Origin of the sequence: Pseudomonas sp. JL3 (assembly GCF_031570575.1) — a bacterium.
GTDB classification, from domain to species: Bacteria; Pseudomonadota; Gammaproteobacteria; order Pseudomonadales; family Pseudomonadaceae; genus Aquipseudomonas; species Aquipseudomonas cucumis.
Genome location: NZ_JAKWJK010000010.1, coordinates 17,363 through 32,297, shown reverse-complemented (window position 1 = coordinate 32,297; position 14,935 = coordinate 17,363). Strand labels below are relative to the sequence as shown.

Genomic DNA, 14,935 nt, shown 5'->3' with positions numbered 1-14,935 from the left:
CTGTAGATGGGGTGTTTAGTTGAAACCGCTGGTGGAGATAAAGTCGACGTCGGTTTTAGGCTCGGCACGCATCAGTAGACCGATGACCTGCTCCAGCGTGCGCCCTTCGAAGAGGATGGCATGCAATCCGGCGACCAGCGGCATATACACGCCCGCTTCCTGCGCCTTGGCCTTGAGCACCTTGAGGGTGTTCACGCCTTCGGCGACTTCGCCAAGACGCGCCACCGCATCCTCAAGGCTCAAACCCTGGCCGAGGGCAAACCCGACCTGATAGTTGCGGCTTTTCGGCGACGAGCAGGTGACGATCAAATCGCCGACCCCCGCCAGCCCCAGGAACGTCATCGGGTTGGCGCCCTGACTCACCGCGAAGCGGGTCATTTCCGCCAGTGCCCGGGTGATCAGCATGCTCTTGGTGTTTTCACCCATGCCCAATGCCACCGCCATGCCGGCGATGATGGCGTAGACGTTTTTCAGCGCCCCGCCCAGCTCCACACCAAAGCGGTCGGCGCTGGCGTACACACGAAAGGTCTTGCCATGCAGCGCTTCCTGAACCCTTTGGCAAAGCTCTTCGTCTTCACTGGCGACCACCGTGGCGGTCAGCGCGTGTTCGGCGATTTCCCGGGCCAGATTCGGCCCGGACAGTACGCCGATGCGCGCTTGCGGAGCGATCTCTTCAAGGATCTCGCTCATCAGCTTGAACGTATGGGCTTCGATGCCTTTGGTCAGGCTCACCAGCAGTTTGCCGCGCAAACGGTCGGCGTACGGAACCAATACCGAGCGTAGCGCGCTGGACGGCAGTGCGACAAAACACAGGTCGCAGGCCTCCAGGGTGGCTTGCAGGTCCGTGACCGCTTCCACCGCCGGAAGAATCTTGATGCCTTTGAGGTAACGCGGGTTCTCGCGATTGACCCGAATGGCCTCGGCCTGTTCGGGGTCGCGCATCCACAGTCGGACCTGATGCCCATTCTCGGCCAACAGATTAGCCACGGCGGTACCAAAACTTCCGCCTCCCAGGACCGCAATTGGGCGCTGTTCAGTCATATGCAATCTGTTAATCCATACCAGTGGCGATGCCGGCATTATACGGAGCGGCCCGGTCGCGGCCAGCCCCAGCGTCAATTACCGACACTTGTAGGAAGAAGACCAAGAAAACCGAGGAAAATGCCCACAACGTGACTGGAAAAGTCTTTGCGCTCGGTTAACATGCGCGCCAACTAATCGCTATCAAGGCCGCGCCGTGTCTTTTGGCTTTCCCCGTCCTCGCTCGCCGCTGGTATTGGCGCTGGTCTTCAGCTCGCCATTGCTGGCCGACGACCTGTTCCTCGACAATGATCCGCTGCCGCAAGTACTGACGGCGACGCGCCTGAAGCAGTCGCCTGCGGCCGTGCCGGGGAGCATGACGGTGATCGACAGCGAACTGATCAATGCCAGCGGCGCGCGGGACATCAGCGAGTTGCTGCGGCTGGTGCCGGGGATGATGGTCGGCAACATCAGCGGCAATCAGGCGGCGGTGAACTACCACGGCACCAACGCCAACGAAGCGCGGCGCATGCAGGTGTTGATCGACGGCCGCTCGGTGTACCGCGCAGGCCTGGCCACAGTGGACTGGAGTGATATTCCGGTGGCCATGGAAGACATCGAGCGCATCGAAGTTTTCCGTGGCCCGAACACCGTCAGCTACGGCGCCAACGCGCTGATGGCGGTGGTCAACATCATCACCCGCAAACCGGCCGACAGCCACGGCACGCGGCTGAAAGTCACCCGTGGCCAGCGCGGTATCAACGATTTCTACGCCAGCCAGGGCATGGGCTGGGACAGCGGCGATTTGCGCCTGTCGCTGTCCGGCCAACAAGACGATGGCTTCGACTCGGATCGCACCGGCGCCGATTACCGCGACAGCCGTCGCTTGAACCGCTTCAGCCTCGCCGTCAGCCAGACGCTCAATGAAAACCAGAGCATCGACTGGCAACTGAATGCCAAGGACGGGACTAACCAGCGGCCCTATACCTACCGTCCGGTGTTCTCAGGGATTACCGCTGCCGGGAACAATTCCGACGTCATCGCCAAGGACTATGCCGGCTCACTGCGTTGGAACCTGGACATCAACCCCAATCACAGCCTTTATATTCAAGGCTCTGCGCAACATTGGGATCGCCAGCAGACCTGGCGTGCCTGCGATGCCGAGATCTCGTTCAGCCCGGAGCTGACCCAACTGTGGCAACTCAACCCCAACTACACCGAACGCCTGGCGCGCAACATCGAACGCTACACCGGTTCCGGCGCACCGGCAGGGACTGCGGCTGAGCGTGCGCTGGGCAATCAGGTACTCAGGCAATGGCAAAACGGCGCCCGGCAAACCCTCTGCGGCGACATTGACCAGAGCGCCCGGGAATCGCGCTACGACCTCGAACTGCAAGACACGCTTAGCCTGTCCGACAGCCTGCGACTGGTCAGTGGCATGAACTATCGTTACGACCGGGCAGATTCCGAGACCTACTTCAATGGCACGCTCGACGACACCACCTGGCGGGCGTTCGGCCAACTCGAGTGGCGCGCCACCGAGCACTGGTTGCTGCAGGGCGGGGCGATGTACGAAGACACGCAATTGACCGGCAACTCGCTGACCCCAAGAGTGGCGGTCAACTACCTGATAAACCCGCGTCATGGCTTGCGCGCCGTGTATTCGGAAGCCATCCGTTCGCCGGACATGTTCGAGAACAGCGTCAACTGGAGCTACCAGGTCACCAACCTGCGACCCAGTGCCTACGGCCAGTCCAGCGCTCGTTATTTCGTCAAGACCCGTGGCCCGGGCGACCTCGAACAAGAACGCATGCGCTCCCGGGAGTTGGGCTACAACGGCTACTTCGCAGAGTGGGGGCTGGCGGTCGACGTGAAGCTGTTCTACGACGAAATCACCGGCATGATCAGCGAACCGCTGCGCAACAACCAATACATCGCCAGCAACTCGAACAGCTCGCGCTTCACCGGGACTGAAACCCAGCTGGATTGGCGCGTCAGCAGCGCCGATCGTTTGCGCCTGACCTATGCCTACGTCGATGCCGAGGCGAGCAACCCGCTGGATGCACAACAGACTGCGCGCAACAGCGGCTCCGTCGGTTGGCTACGCAGTTGGGGCCAGGGCTGGAACAGCGCGCTCTTTTACTATGGTGCCGACGCCCTCAACGGTTATCGCTTCGAACGGGTCGACACCCGCATCGCCAAACGCATCGGTTTGGGCAAGGCCAATCTGGAATTGGCCGGGGTCCTCCAGCAACGCCTCGACAATCAGCCCACCACCTTCGTCGACAACAACTACGACGATCGCCGGGTGCTCTACTTCAGCGCGGAGCTGGAGTTCTAAGATGCTGAATCGCCCGTCACCAAAGACGCCAACCCTTGGCCGCCTGCTGGCCGGGGTGTGCCTGGTGTTTACCGGGTTGCTGTGCACTCTGCCGGCACGGGCCGCCGACATTCTGCTGACCGGCGCCGAGGACAATCCCGGCGTGCAGTCTTTCGTTCAAGCCCTCAGCGAGTTGCGCCCCACCGACAATGTGCGCTTCCAGCCTGTCGCCAGCCTGCCGGCGCCAAGCCAACTGGCCGTCGACATCCGCCTGATTCTGCTCGACTTGCCCAGCCTCGACTGGCGCCTGCAAGACGCCCAAGGCCCGGCGACGCTGGTGCTGCGCATCAGCCGTCTGCAAGCCCGCCAACGCTTGGGCAATGACCTGCCCCCGCACCTCAGCCTGCTCTGGAGCGATCCGCCGCTGGAGCGACAATTGCGCCTGACCCGACTGCTTCTGCCTGAGGCCCGGCGGATCGGCGTACTTTTCCACAGACACAGCGAATTCCTTTTGAAAGAACTGCGTCAGGCCGCCCTGCCCCTGGGCCTTGAAGTGGTCACCGAGCGTTGGGATAACACCCATGACAGCCGCCCCTTGCAGGCCCTGCTGAAAAACAGTGATGTGTTGCTGGGCCTGGACGACCCTGATCTGTACAACCCCAAAACTGTGAAAAACCTGCTGCTCAGCAGCTATGCGCGGCAATTGGCGCTGATCGGTCCCAACGCAGCCTTCGTCAGGGCCGGCAGCCTGGCCAGCACTTACAGCGACCAGAACGATTGGCTGAAGATTCTCGACGAGCTGCTCGACCGCCCCTCGAACACCTGGCCGCGTGCGCTTTATCCGCAACACTTCAAGGTCTTAAGCAATCCTCAAGTGGCTCGTTCATTAAGTATTGAACCAATAAATGAAGCGTCTGTCGCAACACAGCTGGCCGAAGGAGAACGCCGCCCATGACCTTCCGTCGCGGTTGGGACATCAATACCCGCACCCAGATCATCAGCCTCGGCCCAGCCCTGTTGCTAACGTTAATACTGATCAGTTTTTTCACCTTCGTGCGAATCCAGGACCTGCGCCAGGAACTCAATCACACCGGTCAACTGATCGCTAATCAACTGGCGCCGGCCACCGAATATGGGGTGATTTCAGGCAACAACGAGGTGCTTGAAAGCTTGCTCAAGGCCACCCTGGCCACGCCGAATGTGCGCTTTCTGGAAGTACAGGACAGTACCAACCGGATTCTGGTGTATGTCGAGCAACCGTCGGAAGCGCACCACCGCTCGCATCAGGTCGAAGTGTTCCAGGCACCGGTGCGTCTGCAACGCATCGCGCTCAACAATGACTTTTTCCAGAATAGTCGTACCGTCGCCAGCGCGCCGGGCGAGGATTATCTAGGCCGGGTGATCGTCGGCCTGTCCAATGACGCCTTCAACCAGCGCCAGCAGGAAATCCTCCTCAAGGCCGGGATCCTCGCCTTGTTCGCTCTGCTGTTTACGTTCCTGCTGGCTCGGCGTCTGGCTGGCAGCCTGTCGCAACCGATCCACGACATCGGCAATGCGGTCAAGGCGATCCAGGAAGGCGACTACAAAACACCCCTGCCGATTGTCGACGACACCGAACTGGGCGCCCTGTCGCAACACATCAACAACCTTGCCCAAGGCCTCGAACAAGCCAGTCGCGAACAGCATCAGGCCATGGCGCAATTGATCCAGACCCGCGAAGAAGCGGAAAAGGCCAACAATGCCAAATCCGATTTCCTGGCGATGATGAGTCACGAACTGCGCACGCCTATGAATGGCGTACTGGGCATGCTGCAACTGCTGGAAACCACCGAGATGACCGAGGAGCAGATCGAGTACGCAGCGCTGGCCTCGGAATCCACCGAACACCTGCTCAAAGTGATCAACGACATTCTCGATTTCTCGCGCATCGAGCGCTCGGAACTGGAGCTGGAGCACATTCCGTTCAATCTCGCGGATCTGATCAGCAGTTGCGCCCAGTCGTTCCAGCACAGCGCGGTGCAACGCGGGCTCGACCTGCAACTGCGGATACCCGAGGACATGCGCGCCCTTCAGGTTCAGGGGGATCCGACGCGGATTCGGCAGATTCTGGTCAATCTGGTCGGCAACGCGCTGAAATTCACCGAACGGGGCCGCGTCACGATCGAACCGCAGTGGCAGTCCCTGGACCACGAACTGTTGTGGTTCACCTGCACCGTACGTGACAGCGGAATCGGCATCCCGGCCGAAAGCCTGGAGTTGATGTTCAACGCGTTCCAGCAGGCCGACAGTTCTATTTCAAGACGTTACGGCGGCACCGGACTGGGGCTACCGATTGCCCGCACCCTGGCTGAGCGGATGGGCGGCACCTTGCGCGCGCAGAGCGAGGAAGGCATTGGCTCGGCGTTTACCCTGGAAATCCCTTTGGCGCTGTATAAGCAGCCACTGCCGGCGCTGATCCCGCGAGGACATACCGGTAATGACCACGGCGAAGGCCGCAATGTGCTGCTGGTGGAGGACAACCCGGTCAACCGTACCGTTGTTGAAGCAATGTTGCGCAGTCTGGGCTTTACTGTCAGCGTCGTCACCGATGGTGCACAAGCAGTGCGTAGTGCCGAGAGCATGATTTTTGAAGCGATTCTGATGGACTGCCGACTGCCGGTCATCGACGGCTACGAGGCCACCCGACAGATTCGCCGATTACCCGGCTGCACTGACGTGCCGATCATCGCCCTGACGGCCAATGCCTTGCAGGGCGACCGTGAAGCCTGTTTATCAGCGGGAATGAACGATTACCTGGCCAAGCCCTTTAAACGCACTGATCTGCAGCAAATTCTGCAGCGATGGGTGCAGTAGTACAGGCCTTTCGGCTATCTGCGACTGGCGTGAACGACGAAAGTGCGGCAGTCTTAGGCACCCGAACAGGCCCGAAAAGGGGCTTGAATAATAATTTCAGTGCACAAGTGTACATTCATGTCCTTGGTGCTGTGACTTTCACCACAACGCAATAGTCTATGAGTAGGCTGCTGACTCGAGGCATGAACGCTTCGATCGGCCGGGAAGATTCGCCCCACCCTGCCGCATGGACTATTGAGGAGCTCGCATGACCAAACAAAACGCCTTTACTCGGGAAGACCTGCTGCGCTGCAGTCGTGGTGAGCTGTTCGGCCCAGGTAACGCGCAACTGCCCGCCCCGAACATGCTGATGGTCGATCGCATCACTCATATCAGCGAAGAGGGTGGCAAGTACGGCAAAGGTGAATTGGTCGCCGAGCTGGATATCACTCCAGACCTGTGGTTCTTCGCCTGCCACTTCGAAGGTGATCCGGTGATGCCGGGCTGCCTGGGCCTCGATGCCATGTGGCAACTGGTCGGTTTCTTCCTCGGCTGGCAAGGTCTGCCGGGCCGCGGTCGTGCCTTGGGTTCGGGCGAAGTGAAATTCTTTGGCCAGGTACTGCCGACGGCCAAGAAAGTCACCTATAACATCCATATCAAACGCGTCCTGAAAGGCAAGCTGAACATGGCCATTGCCGATGGTTCGGTGACCGTCGACGGCCGCGAAATCTATACCGCCGAAGGCCTTCGGGTCGGCGTTTTCACCTCCACTGACAACTTCTAAGGGTTATCCGCATGCGCCGCGTCGTTATCACTGGTCTGGGCATCGTTTCGTGCCTGGGCAATGACAAAGAGACCGTCTCCGCTAACCTGCGTGCAAGCCGCCCTGGTATCCGGTTCAACCCGGAATATGCCGAAATGGGTCTGCGTAGCCAGGTTTCCGGCTCCATTGACCTTCCCCTCGAAGAGCTGATCGATCGCAAGATCTATCGCTTCGTCGGCCACGCGGCGGCTTACGCCTACCTGGCCATGAAAGATGCCATTGCAGACTCCGGCCTGACCGAAGAGCAGGTTTCCAACGTGCGTACCGGCCTGATCGCCGGTTCCGGCGGCGCGTCGACCTTGAACCAGATGGAAGCGCTGGACATCCTGCGCGAGAAAGGCGTCAAACGCGTAGGCCCGTACCGCGTCACGCGGACCATGGGCAGCACCGTTTCGGCTTGCCTGGCCACCCCGTTCAAGATCAAGGGTGTGAACTACTCGATCTCCTCCGCTTGCGCCACCAGTGCTCACTGCATCGGTAACGCTGTGGAGCAGATCCAGTTGGGCAAGCAGGACATCGTGTTCGCCGGCGGCGGTGAAGAAGAACACTGGAGCCAATCGTTCCTGTTCGACGCCATGGGCGCACTGTCCAGCCAGTACAACGAAACCCCGGAAAAAGCTTCCCGTGCCTACGACGCCAAGCGTGACGGTTTCGTCATTGCCGGCGGTGGCGGCATGGTCGTGGTCGAAGAGCTGGAACACGCTCTGGCCCGCGGCGCGAAGATCTACGCGGAAATCGTTGGCTACGGCGCGACCTCCGACGGCTACGACATGGTCGCCCCAAGCGGCGAAGGCGCCATCCGCTGCATGCAGATGGCCATGGCCACCGTCGACGCACCGATCGACTACCTGAACACCCACGGCACCTCGACTCCGGTCGGCGACGTCATGGAAATGAAAGGTGTGCGTGAAGTGTTCGGCGACAAGGCTCCGGCCATCAGCTCCACCAAGAGCCTGTCGGGTCACTCCCTGGGCGCCGCCGGCGTTCATGAAGCGATCTACTGCCTGCTGATGATGGAAGGCAACTTCATGGCCGGTTCCGCCAACATCGACGAACTGGACCCGGAAGTGGCGGACATGCCAATCCTGACCAAGACTCGCGAAGACGCCACCATCAACACCGTGATGAGCAACAGCTTCGGCTTCGGTGGCACCAACGCCACGCTGGTACTGAAGCGCTGGCAGGGTAAGTAATACCCCGCCGTTTCGCTGCACATAAAAACGCCCCGACTGGTTCGGGGCGTTTTTTTTGTGCCCGAAATAATTAGTCGGGCAAGCGGTGTTCAATCCATCAGGCTCGAACCGCGATTTTCTTCCTCTCAAACATGAAACATTTGTCATGAAACTCAATAGCCTGAGACCGAATGCCGCGTATTTCGCGGGCTGCAGGACTGTTGCCGATTTCGCCAAAACTCCCTGCCCAACTCTGTCGTTTACTTAGCCAGCTAACAGAATATATAACAAAAGCCTGCACACGCCTTGCTGCAGATAACAGAGATTGGAGCTAGCAGATGACTGTAAAAGTAACTGAACGCGACGATTCACATATGTCCCATGAAGGCATCGCCGCCGGTATCCGCATCTGGGATGTACATCAACAAGACCTGCTGGTCGGGATGTTTCACTCCGAAACCGAAGCCCACAAATACAAGGCCGAACTGGAAACACTGGAACAGCAGCGCGAAACACGCTCTGCATGATTCACCGCATTGAAAACGACAAACCCCGCCATGAGCGGGGTTTGTCGTTGTTGCAGTCGCTAACGCCTTACCACATCAGATCGTCAGGGATCTGATAGGCCGCGTACGGATCGTCTTCGACGCTGACTTCTTCTGTCTTCACATTCAGCTGCACGATGCGCTGTGGATCGCGCTCCTGAATTTTCAGGGCCGCTTCACGCGGAATCACTTCGTAACCGCCGGCGTGATGCACGATCGCCAGCGAACCGCTGCTGAGCTTGTTGCGCATCAGGGTGTTGACGGAGATGCGCTTGACCTTCTTGTCGTCGACGAAGTTGTAGTAGTCCTCGGTGGTCAGCTTGGGCAAGCGCGAGACTTCGATCAATTGCTTGATCTGGGCGGCGCGGGCTTTCGCTTCGGCCTTCTCCTGCTGCTGGCGGTTCAACTCCTGGTCGCGCTTGACCTTCTCGGCCATGGCTTCCTGAGCGGCACGCTGCTGGGAGTCATCGAGTTCAATCTGGCCTTTGTGGGCCAGACGTTGCTGCTTTTGCTTCTCTTTGCCGACCTGTTTGGCCTGCTTTTGATTGACCAGCCCTGCTTTGAGCAACTGGTCGCGAAGGGAAATGCTCATGGTGCTTATTTCTCACTTAGGCAACTGCTCAACCGCAGCTGGGCAAATTCTTTTCCTGACGTTTGGCTTCGCCCCACAAGGCGTCCAACTCTTCGAGGGTGCAATCTTCTATGGGACGGTGGGTGTCGCGCAATGCCTGTTCGATAAATCGGAAGCGTCTTTCAAATTTTGAGTTAGCGCCGCGCAGTGCGGTTTCCGGATCGACCTTGAGGTGTCGCGCCAGATTAACCACGGAAAACAGCAGGTCGCCGACTTCATCGGCGATCGCTGCCGAGTCATTGTCGGCCATGGCTTCGAGCACTTCATCGAGCTCTTCGCGAACCTTGTCGAGCACCGGCAAGGCGTCCGGCCAGTCAAAACCGACCTGCCCTGCGCGCTTCTGCAGTTTTGCCGAACGGGACAGCGCCGGCAACGCGGCAGGCACGTCGTCGAGCAAGGACAACTGCTCCGGTGCCGAAGACTTCTCGGCGCGCTCTTCAGCCTTGATCTCTTCCCAGCGTTGCTTGACCTGCTCTTCATTCAGACGCGGGATGTCCAGCGGCGCATACAGATCACCGGTGGGGAACACGTGAGGATGACGGCGGATCAGTTTGCGCGTGATGCTGTCGACCACGCCAGCGAACTCGAAACGTCCTTCTTCCCGGGCCAGTTGGCTGTAATAAACCACCTGGAACAGCAAGTCGCCCAACTCACCCTGCAAATGATCGAAGTCTCCACGTTCGATGGCATCGGCGACTTCGTAGGCTTCTTCCAGGGTGTGCGGGACGATGGTCGCGTAGGTTTGCTTGATGTCCCACGGGCAGCCGTACTGCGGGTCGCGCAGACGGTTCATCAGGTGCAACAGATCTTCTAGTGAATACATCTTTCATTAATCTCTACACACTTGTAGGAGCAAGCGGTGCGGGTAAGTCGGATCGCCGCACCGCTCGCTCCTACAGGTGTCACCATCAATTTCCGTGCAGGTTTCTCACGGTGTGCGGTTACGCCGGGTTTCGATGATGTTCGGCAACTGGGAAATCCGCCCCAGCAACCGCCCCAGTGCATCCAGGCCCGGAATCTCGATGGTCAGGGACATCAACGCCGTGTTGTCCTCTTTGTTCGAACGGGTGTTGACCGCCAGCACGTTGATCCGCTCGTTGAGCAGCACCTGCGACACGTCACGCAACAGACCGGAACGGTCGTAGGCGCGAATGATGATGTCCACCGGATAAGTGAGCACCGGCACCGGGCCCCAGCTGACCTGGATGATCCGCTCCGGCTCGCGCCCGGCCAGTTGCAGCACCGAGGCGCAGTCCTGACGGTGGATGCTCACGCCACGACCCTGTGTGATGTAACCGACGATCGCATCCCCCGGCAGCGGCTGGCAGCAGCCGGCCATCTGGGTCATCAGGTTGCCGACGCCCTGGATCTGGATGTCGCCACGCTTGCCGGGTTTGTAGCCAGTCGCTTTGCGCGGGATCAGTTCCAGCTGTTCGTTGCCGCGTTCCGGCTCGACCAGTTGCTGCGCCAGGTTCACCAGTTGCGCCAGGCGCAAATCGCCTGCGCCCAATGCGGCGAACATGTCCTCGGCGGTCTTCATGTTGGCCTTCTCGGCCAGCTTGTCGAAATCCACCTGCGGCAGGCCGAGACGATTGAGTTCGCGCTCGAGCAAGGTTTTACCGGCCGCGACATTCTGATCGCGGGCCTGCAATTTGAACCAGTGAACGATCTTCGCCCGCGCCCGCGAGGTGGTGATGTAACCCAGGTTCGGGTTCAGCCAGTCGCGGCTCGGAGTGCCGTGCTTGCTGGTGATGATCTCGACTTGTTCACCGGTTTGCAGGCTGTAGTTGAGCGGCACGATCCGCCCGTTGATCTTGGCGCCGCGGCAGTTGTGACCGATTTCGGTGTGCACGCGGTAGGCGAAGTCCAGCGGAGTCGCGCCCTTCGGCAAGTCGATGGCGTGACCGTCCGGGGTAAAGATGTAGACCCGGTCCGGCTCGATATCGACCCGCAATTGTTCGGCAAGGCCACCAATATCGCCCAGCTCTTCGTGCCACTCGAGAACCTGACGCAGCCAGGAAATTTTCTCTTCGTAGTGGTTCGAGCCGGACTTGACGTCGGTGCCCTTGTATTTCCAGTGGGCGCAGACCCCCAGCTCGGCTTCCTCGTGCATGGCGTGGGTGCGGATCTGCACCTCCAGCACCTTGCCCTCGGGACCGATTACCGCGGTGTGCAGCGAGCGGTAGCCGTTCTCTTTCGGGTTGGCGATGTAGTCGTCGAACTCTTTCGGGATGTGCCGCCACAGGGTGTGGACGATGCCGAGCGCGGTGTAGCAGTCGCGCATTTCCGGCACCAGCACGCGAACCGCACGCACGTCGTAGATCTGGCTGAACTCCAGACCCTTGCGCTGCATTTTGCGCCAGATCGAATAGATGTGTTTGGCACGGCCGCTGATGTCGGCATCGACGCCGGTGGCCTGCAACTCGTCTTTGAGTTGGGTCATCACGTCGGCGATAAAGCGCTCGCGATCCAGCCGTCGCTCGTGGAGCAACTTGGCGATCTGCTTGTACTGGTCGGGCTCAAGATAGCGGAAGGACAAGTCCTCCAGCTCCCACTTGATATGACCGATACCGAGGCGGTGGGCCAGCGGCGCGTAAATGTCGAAGACTTCACGGGCGACGCGGTTGCGCTTCTCGTCGTCGGCGGTTTTCACCGCGCGGATCGCACAGGTGCGCTCAGCCAGTTTGATCAGCGCGACGCGCACGTCATCGACCATGGCCACCAGCATTTTGCGCAGGTTTTCGACCTGGCCCTGAGTGCCCAGCACCAGGGATTGACGAGGGCTCAGGCTGGCGCTGATCGCGGCCATGCGCAACACGCCGTCGATGAGTTTGGCGACTACCGGACCGAAACGCTGGCTGACTGCCGGCAACTGGATCTGGCCTTCGCGCACGCCGCGGTACAGCACCGCCGCGACCAACGAATCCTGGTCGAGTTTGAGGTCGGCGAGAATCTCGGCGATCTCAAGGCCCGTGCGGAAACTCGAGGTCCCTTCGGACCACAGATTCTTCGCCGCATTGGCTTGCTGTTCGGCCTCGCGAGCGAACTCGCAGGCTTCCTTCAAGGCTTCGCGATCCAGTGCCGCATCGACACTGACCGCATGATCGAGCCAAGCCTCGAGATTGATACTGCCGTCGGTGTTGATCGGCTGGTGTGCTCTCACCTGTACCATCTTGCTTTACCTTCCCTACGACGCAGATTCAATGCGTCAAATCGCTGACCTTTGCTGCCCGTGTGCACTCGCGGGGCTAAGACGAATGCGCTTTGCACGAGCGGGTCAGTCGGACCAGACGAGCCGTCCTAGCTCGCTTCAAATAACGCCATGGCCTCGACATGTGCCGTCTGAGGAAACATATCGAGAATCCCGGCACGTTTTAACCGGTAGCCCTGCTTGATCAATTCGACCGTGTCGCGCGCCAGCGTTGCAGGGTTGCACGACACATACACCAATCGTTTGGCGCCCAGGGACGCCAGCTTGCGCACCACCTCAAAAGCACCGTCGCGAGGTGGGTCCAAGAGTACCGCACAAAAGCCTTCATCGGCCCATTCGGCATCGGCCAAAGGCTGGGATAAATCGGCCTGAAAAAACTTCGCGTTATGCAGATTATTGCTGACAGCATTCGCGGCGGCACGCTCGACCATCGCCTGCACGCCCTCCACCGCCACCACTTCACGAACCGCTTTGGCCAGCGGCAAGGCAAAGTTGCCCAACCCACAAAACAGATCCAGAACCCGCTCATCAGATTTCGGCGCCAACCACGCCAACGCCTGAGCGACCATCGCTTCGTTGACCCCGGCGTTGACCTGAATGAAATCTCCCGGCCGATACGCCAGGTTCAAGTCCCACTGTTCAAGGCGATAGCCCAGCGACTGATCGGTCTCGACCGGTTGCGGCTCACCATCGCCATGCAGCCACAACTGGGCTTCATGGAACGCGCAGAATTCCTTGAGGATGGTCATGTCGGCTTCGGACAACGGCGCCATGTGCCGCAGCAATACCGCCAATGACGAACCACTGAACAACTCCACATGCCCCAGCGCCTGAGGTTTGCTCAAGCGCCGCAGCATCTCCGGCAAGCGGGTCATGACCGGTTGCAAGGGCTGTACCAGCACCAGGCATTCGTTGATGGCGACGATGTCCTGACTGCCGGCAGCGCGGAAACCGACTTCGAGTTTTTTCGCTTTCATGTCCCAACGCACCGCCACTCGGGCGCGACGGCGGTAGCCGAATTCCGGACCGCTCAACGGCGCTGCCCACTCATCAGGTTCGACACCGGCAACCCGCGACAATTGCTCGGCGAGCATGCGCTGTTTCAGGGCGAGCTGTTCGTTGTGGGGCAGATGCTGCACGCTGCAACCGCCGCAGCGAGCGGCATGAGCGCACGGTGCCGGGCGGCGCAATTCACTGGCCTGGAACACGCGTTCGGTGCGCGCCTCGACCACTTTGCCGTGGGCACCCAAAACCCGCGCCTCGACTTCTTCACCGGCCAATGCGCCGATGACGAACCAGGTGCGACCTTCGAAAAACGCGATACCGCGACCGTCATTGGCCAGGCGCTCGATAGTCAAGCGCTGCTTTTTGCCGGTCGGGACTTGCGGGGCCTTGCTGCCGCCCGTGGGCTGGAAGCGCAGGCTTCTCTCGTGCTTGGCCATCAGTTGGGCGCGTCGAAAATGCCGGTCGACAAGTAACGGTCGCCACGGTCGCAAATGATCGCGACGATCACCGCGTTTTCAACTTCTTTGGACAGACGCAGCATCGCCGCCACGGCACCGCCCGAAGACACGCCGCAGAAGATGCCTTCTTCGCGCGCCAGACGACGGGTCACGTCTTCGGCTTCGCTTTGTGCCATGTCGACGATCCGGTCCACGCGATCGACCTGGTAGATCTTCGGCAGGTATTCCTGGGGCCAGCGACGGATGCCCGGAATTGCCGAGCCTTCCATCGGTTGCAGGCCGATGATCTGCACGTTGTCGTTCTGCTCTTTCAAGTAGCGCGAAACGCCCATGATGGTGCCGGTGGTGCCCATCGAGCTGACAAAGTGAGTGATGGTGCCCTGGGTCTGACGCCAGATTTCCGGACCAGTGGTGGTGTAGTGCGCCTCAGGGTTGTCAAGGTTGGCAAACTGGTCCAATACCTTGCCCCGGCCTTCCGCTTCCATTCGCTGGGCGAGGTCGCGGGCACCTTCCATGCCTTCTTCCTGGCTGACCAGAATCAGCTCGGCGCCATAGGCCGTCATGGCGGCCTTGCGCTCGGCACTGGAGTTGTCCGGCATGATCAGGATCATCTTGTAACCCTTGATCGCGGCGGCCATGGCCAAGGCGATCCCGGTGTTGCCCGAGGTCGCTTCGATCAGCGTATCGCCGGCATGGATCTGCCCGCGCAATTCGGCGCGGGTGATCATCGACAGCGCCGGACGGTCCTTGACCGAACCCGCCGGGTTATTCCCTTCGAGCTTGAGCAAAAGGGTGTTGCTGGTGGCGCCAGGCAGGCGCTGCAAACGGACCAGCGGAGTGTTGCCGACGCAATCGGCGATGGTTGGGTACTGCAAGGTCATGGCGTATTCGCAATCCAGACTGCGGGGGCGCCTATCA

At 60.1% G+C, this 14,935-nt stretch carries 12 protein-coding genes; 6 read left to right on the top strand and 6 right to left on the bottom strand.

Features of this window, described 5'->3' with window-relative positions; genetic code table 11:
- Window positions 1-15: 15 nt before the first annotated feature.
- Complete coding sequence (locus MMG91_RS17585) at window positions 16-1,041, bottom strand: NAD(P)H-dependent glycerol-3-phosphate dehydrogenase (RefSeq protein WP_305422749.1); 1,026 nt, start codon at window positions 1,039-1,041, stop codon at window positions 16-18.
- Between the two features lie 196 nt (window positions 1,042-1,237).
- On the opposite strand from MMG91_RS17585, the gene MMG91_RS17580 reads away from it, so the two are divergent.
- From MMG91_RS17580 to MMG91_RS17555, 6 genes are all read left to right on the top strand, one after another.
- On the top strand, window positions 1,238-3,361 hold the full coding sequence (locus tag MMG91_RS17580; protein ID WP_310660261.1) for a TonB-dependent receptor domain-containing protein: 2,124 nt from the start codon (window positions 1,238-1,240) through the stop codon (window positions 3,359-3,361).
- A 1-nt stretch (window position 3,362) separates the two neighbouring features.
- Entirely contained in the window at window positions 3,363-4,295 is a 933-nt protein-coding gene (locus tag MMG91_RS17575) for an ABC transporter substrate-binding protein (RefSeq protein WP_305505251.1), read from the top strand.
- Window positions 4,292-6,193 carry an ATP-binding protein gene (locus MMG91_RS17570; protein ID WP_310660260.1) on the top strand — a complete coding sequence of 634 codons (1,902 nt, stop codon included), beginning with the start codon at window positions 4,292-4,294 and terminating at the stop codon, window positions 6,191-6,193. The genes MMG91_RS17575 and MMG91_RS17570 overlap by 4 nt, the downstream gene beginning before the upstream one ends.
- A 247-nt stretch (window positions 6,194-6,440) precedes the next feature.
- Window positions 6,441-6,956 carry a 3-hydroxyacyl-[acyl-carrier-protein] dehydratase FabA gene (gene fabA / locus MMG91_RS17565; protein ID WP_007899046.1) on the top strand — a complete coding sequence of 172 codons (516 nt, stop codon included), beginning with the start codon at window positions 6,441-6,443 and terminating at the stop codon, window positions 6,954-6,956.
- 11 nt (window positions 6,957-6,967) lie between these two features.
- Entirely contained in the window at window positions 6,968-8,188 is a 1,221-nt protein-coding gene (gene fabB / locus MMG91_RS17560; protein ID WP_253416316.1) for a beta-ketoacyl-ACP synthase I, read from the top strand.
- Window positions 8,189-8,505: 317 nt separating this feature from the next.
- Window positions 8,506-8,694, top strand: a complete 189-nt coding sequence (locus MMG91_RS17555) for a hypothetical protein (RefSeq protein WP_310660259.1) — start codon at window positions 8,506-8,508, stop codon at window positions 8,692-8,694.
- A 67-nt stretch (window positions 8,695-8,761) separates the two neighbouring features.
- On the opposite strand, the gene MMG91_RS17550 is transcribed toward MMG91_RS17555, so the two are convergent.
- The 5 genes from MMG91_RS17550 to cysM all read right to left on the bottom strand — a co-directional run bounded on the left by MMG91_RS17550 (window position 8,762) and on the right by cysM (window position 14,898).
- Window positions 8,762-9,304: a DUF2058 domain-containing protein gene (locus tag MMG91_RS17550; RefSeq protein ID WP_305448691.1), complete on the bottom strand. Its 543-nt coding sequence runs from the start codon at window positions 9,302-9,304 to the stop codon at window positions 8,762-8,764.
- A 28-nt stretch (window positions 9,305-9,332) separates the two neighbouring features.
- Window positions 9,333-10,166 carry a nucleoside triphosphate pyrophosphohydrolase gene (mazG, locus tag MMG91_RS17545; RefSeq protein WP_305448690.1) on the bottom strand — a complete coding sequence of 278 codons (834 nt, stop codon included), beginning with the start codon at window positions 10,164-10,166 and terminating at the stop codon, window positions 9,333-9,335.
- Window positions 10,167-10,271: 105 nt separating this feature from the next.
- Window positions 10,272-12,515 (bottom strand): GTP diphosphokinase, encoded by a 2,244-nt coding sequence (gene relA, locus MMG91_RS17540; protein ID WP_038979473.1) that lies wholly within the window; start codon window positions 12,513-12,515, stop codon window positions 10,272-10,274.
- A gap of 128 nt (window positions 12,516-12,643) precedes the next feature.
- Entirely contained in the window at window positions 12,644-13,996 is a 1,353-nt protein-coding gene (rlmD, locus tag MMG91_RS17535) for a 23S rRNA (uracil(1939)-C(5))-methyltransferase RlmD (protein ID WP_310660258.1), read from the bottom strand.
- Window positions 13,996-14,898, bottom strand: coding sequence for a cysteine synthase CysM (gene cysM, locus MMG91_RS17530; RefSeq protein WP_305448688.1), 903 nt, complete (start codon window positions 14,896-14,898; stop codon window positions 13,996-13,998). The genes rlmD and cysM overlap by 1 nt, the downstream gene beginning before the upstream one ends.
- Window positions 14,899-14,935 lie beyond the last annotated feature (37 nt).

What these genes read in the sequence shown, in the direction of transcription:
- rlmD (WP_310660258.1), bottom strand. Translation starts at nt 13,996, where the DNA reads ATGGCCAAGCACGAGAGAAGCCTGCGCTTCCAGCCCACGGGCGGCAGC.
- relA (WP_038979473.1), bottom strand. Translation starts at nt 12,515, where the DNA reads ATGGTACAGGTGAGAGCACACCAGCCGATCAACACCGACGGCAGTATC.
- MMG91_RS17575 (WP_305505251.1), top strand. Translation starts at nt 3,363, where the DNA reads ATGCTGAATCGCCCGTCACCAAAGACGCCAACCCTTGGCCGCCTGCTG.
- cysM (WP_305448688.1), bottom strand. Translation starts at nt 14,898, where the DNA reads ATGACCTTGCAGTACCCAACCATCGCCGATTGCGTCGGCAACACTCCG.
- MMG91_RS17570 (WP_310660260.1), top strand. Translation starts at nt 4,292, where the DNA reads ATGACCTTCCGTCGCGGTTGGGACATCAATACCCGCACCCAGATCATC.
- fabA (WP_007899046.1), top strand. Translation starts at nt 6,441, where the DNA reads ATGACCAAACAAAACGCCTTTACTCGGGAAGACCTGCTGCGCTGCAGT.
- fabB (WP_253416316.1), top strand. Translation starts at nt 6,968, where the DNA reads ATGCGCCGCGTCGTTATCACTGGTCTGGGCATCGTTTCGTGCCTGGGC.
- mazG (WP_305448690.1), bottom strand. Translation starts at nt 10,166, where the DNA reads ATGTATTCACTAGAAGATCTGTTGCACCTGATGAACCGTCTGCGCGAC.
- MMG91_RS17555 (WP_310660259.1), top strand. Translation starts at nt 8,506, where the DNA reads ATGACTGTAAAAGTAACTGAACGCGACGATTCACATATGTCCCATGAA.
- MMG91_RS17550 (WP_305448691.1), bottom strand. Translation starts at nt 9,304, where the DNA reads ATGAGCATTTCCCTTCGCGACCAGTTGCTCAAAGCAGGGCTGGTCAAT.
- MMG91_RS17585 (WP_305422749.1), bottom strand. Translation starts at nt 1,041, where the DNA reads ATGACTGAACAGCGCCCAATTGCGGTCCTGGGAGGCGGAAGTTTTGGT.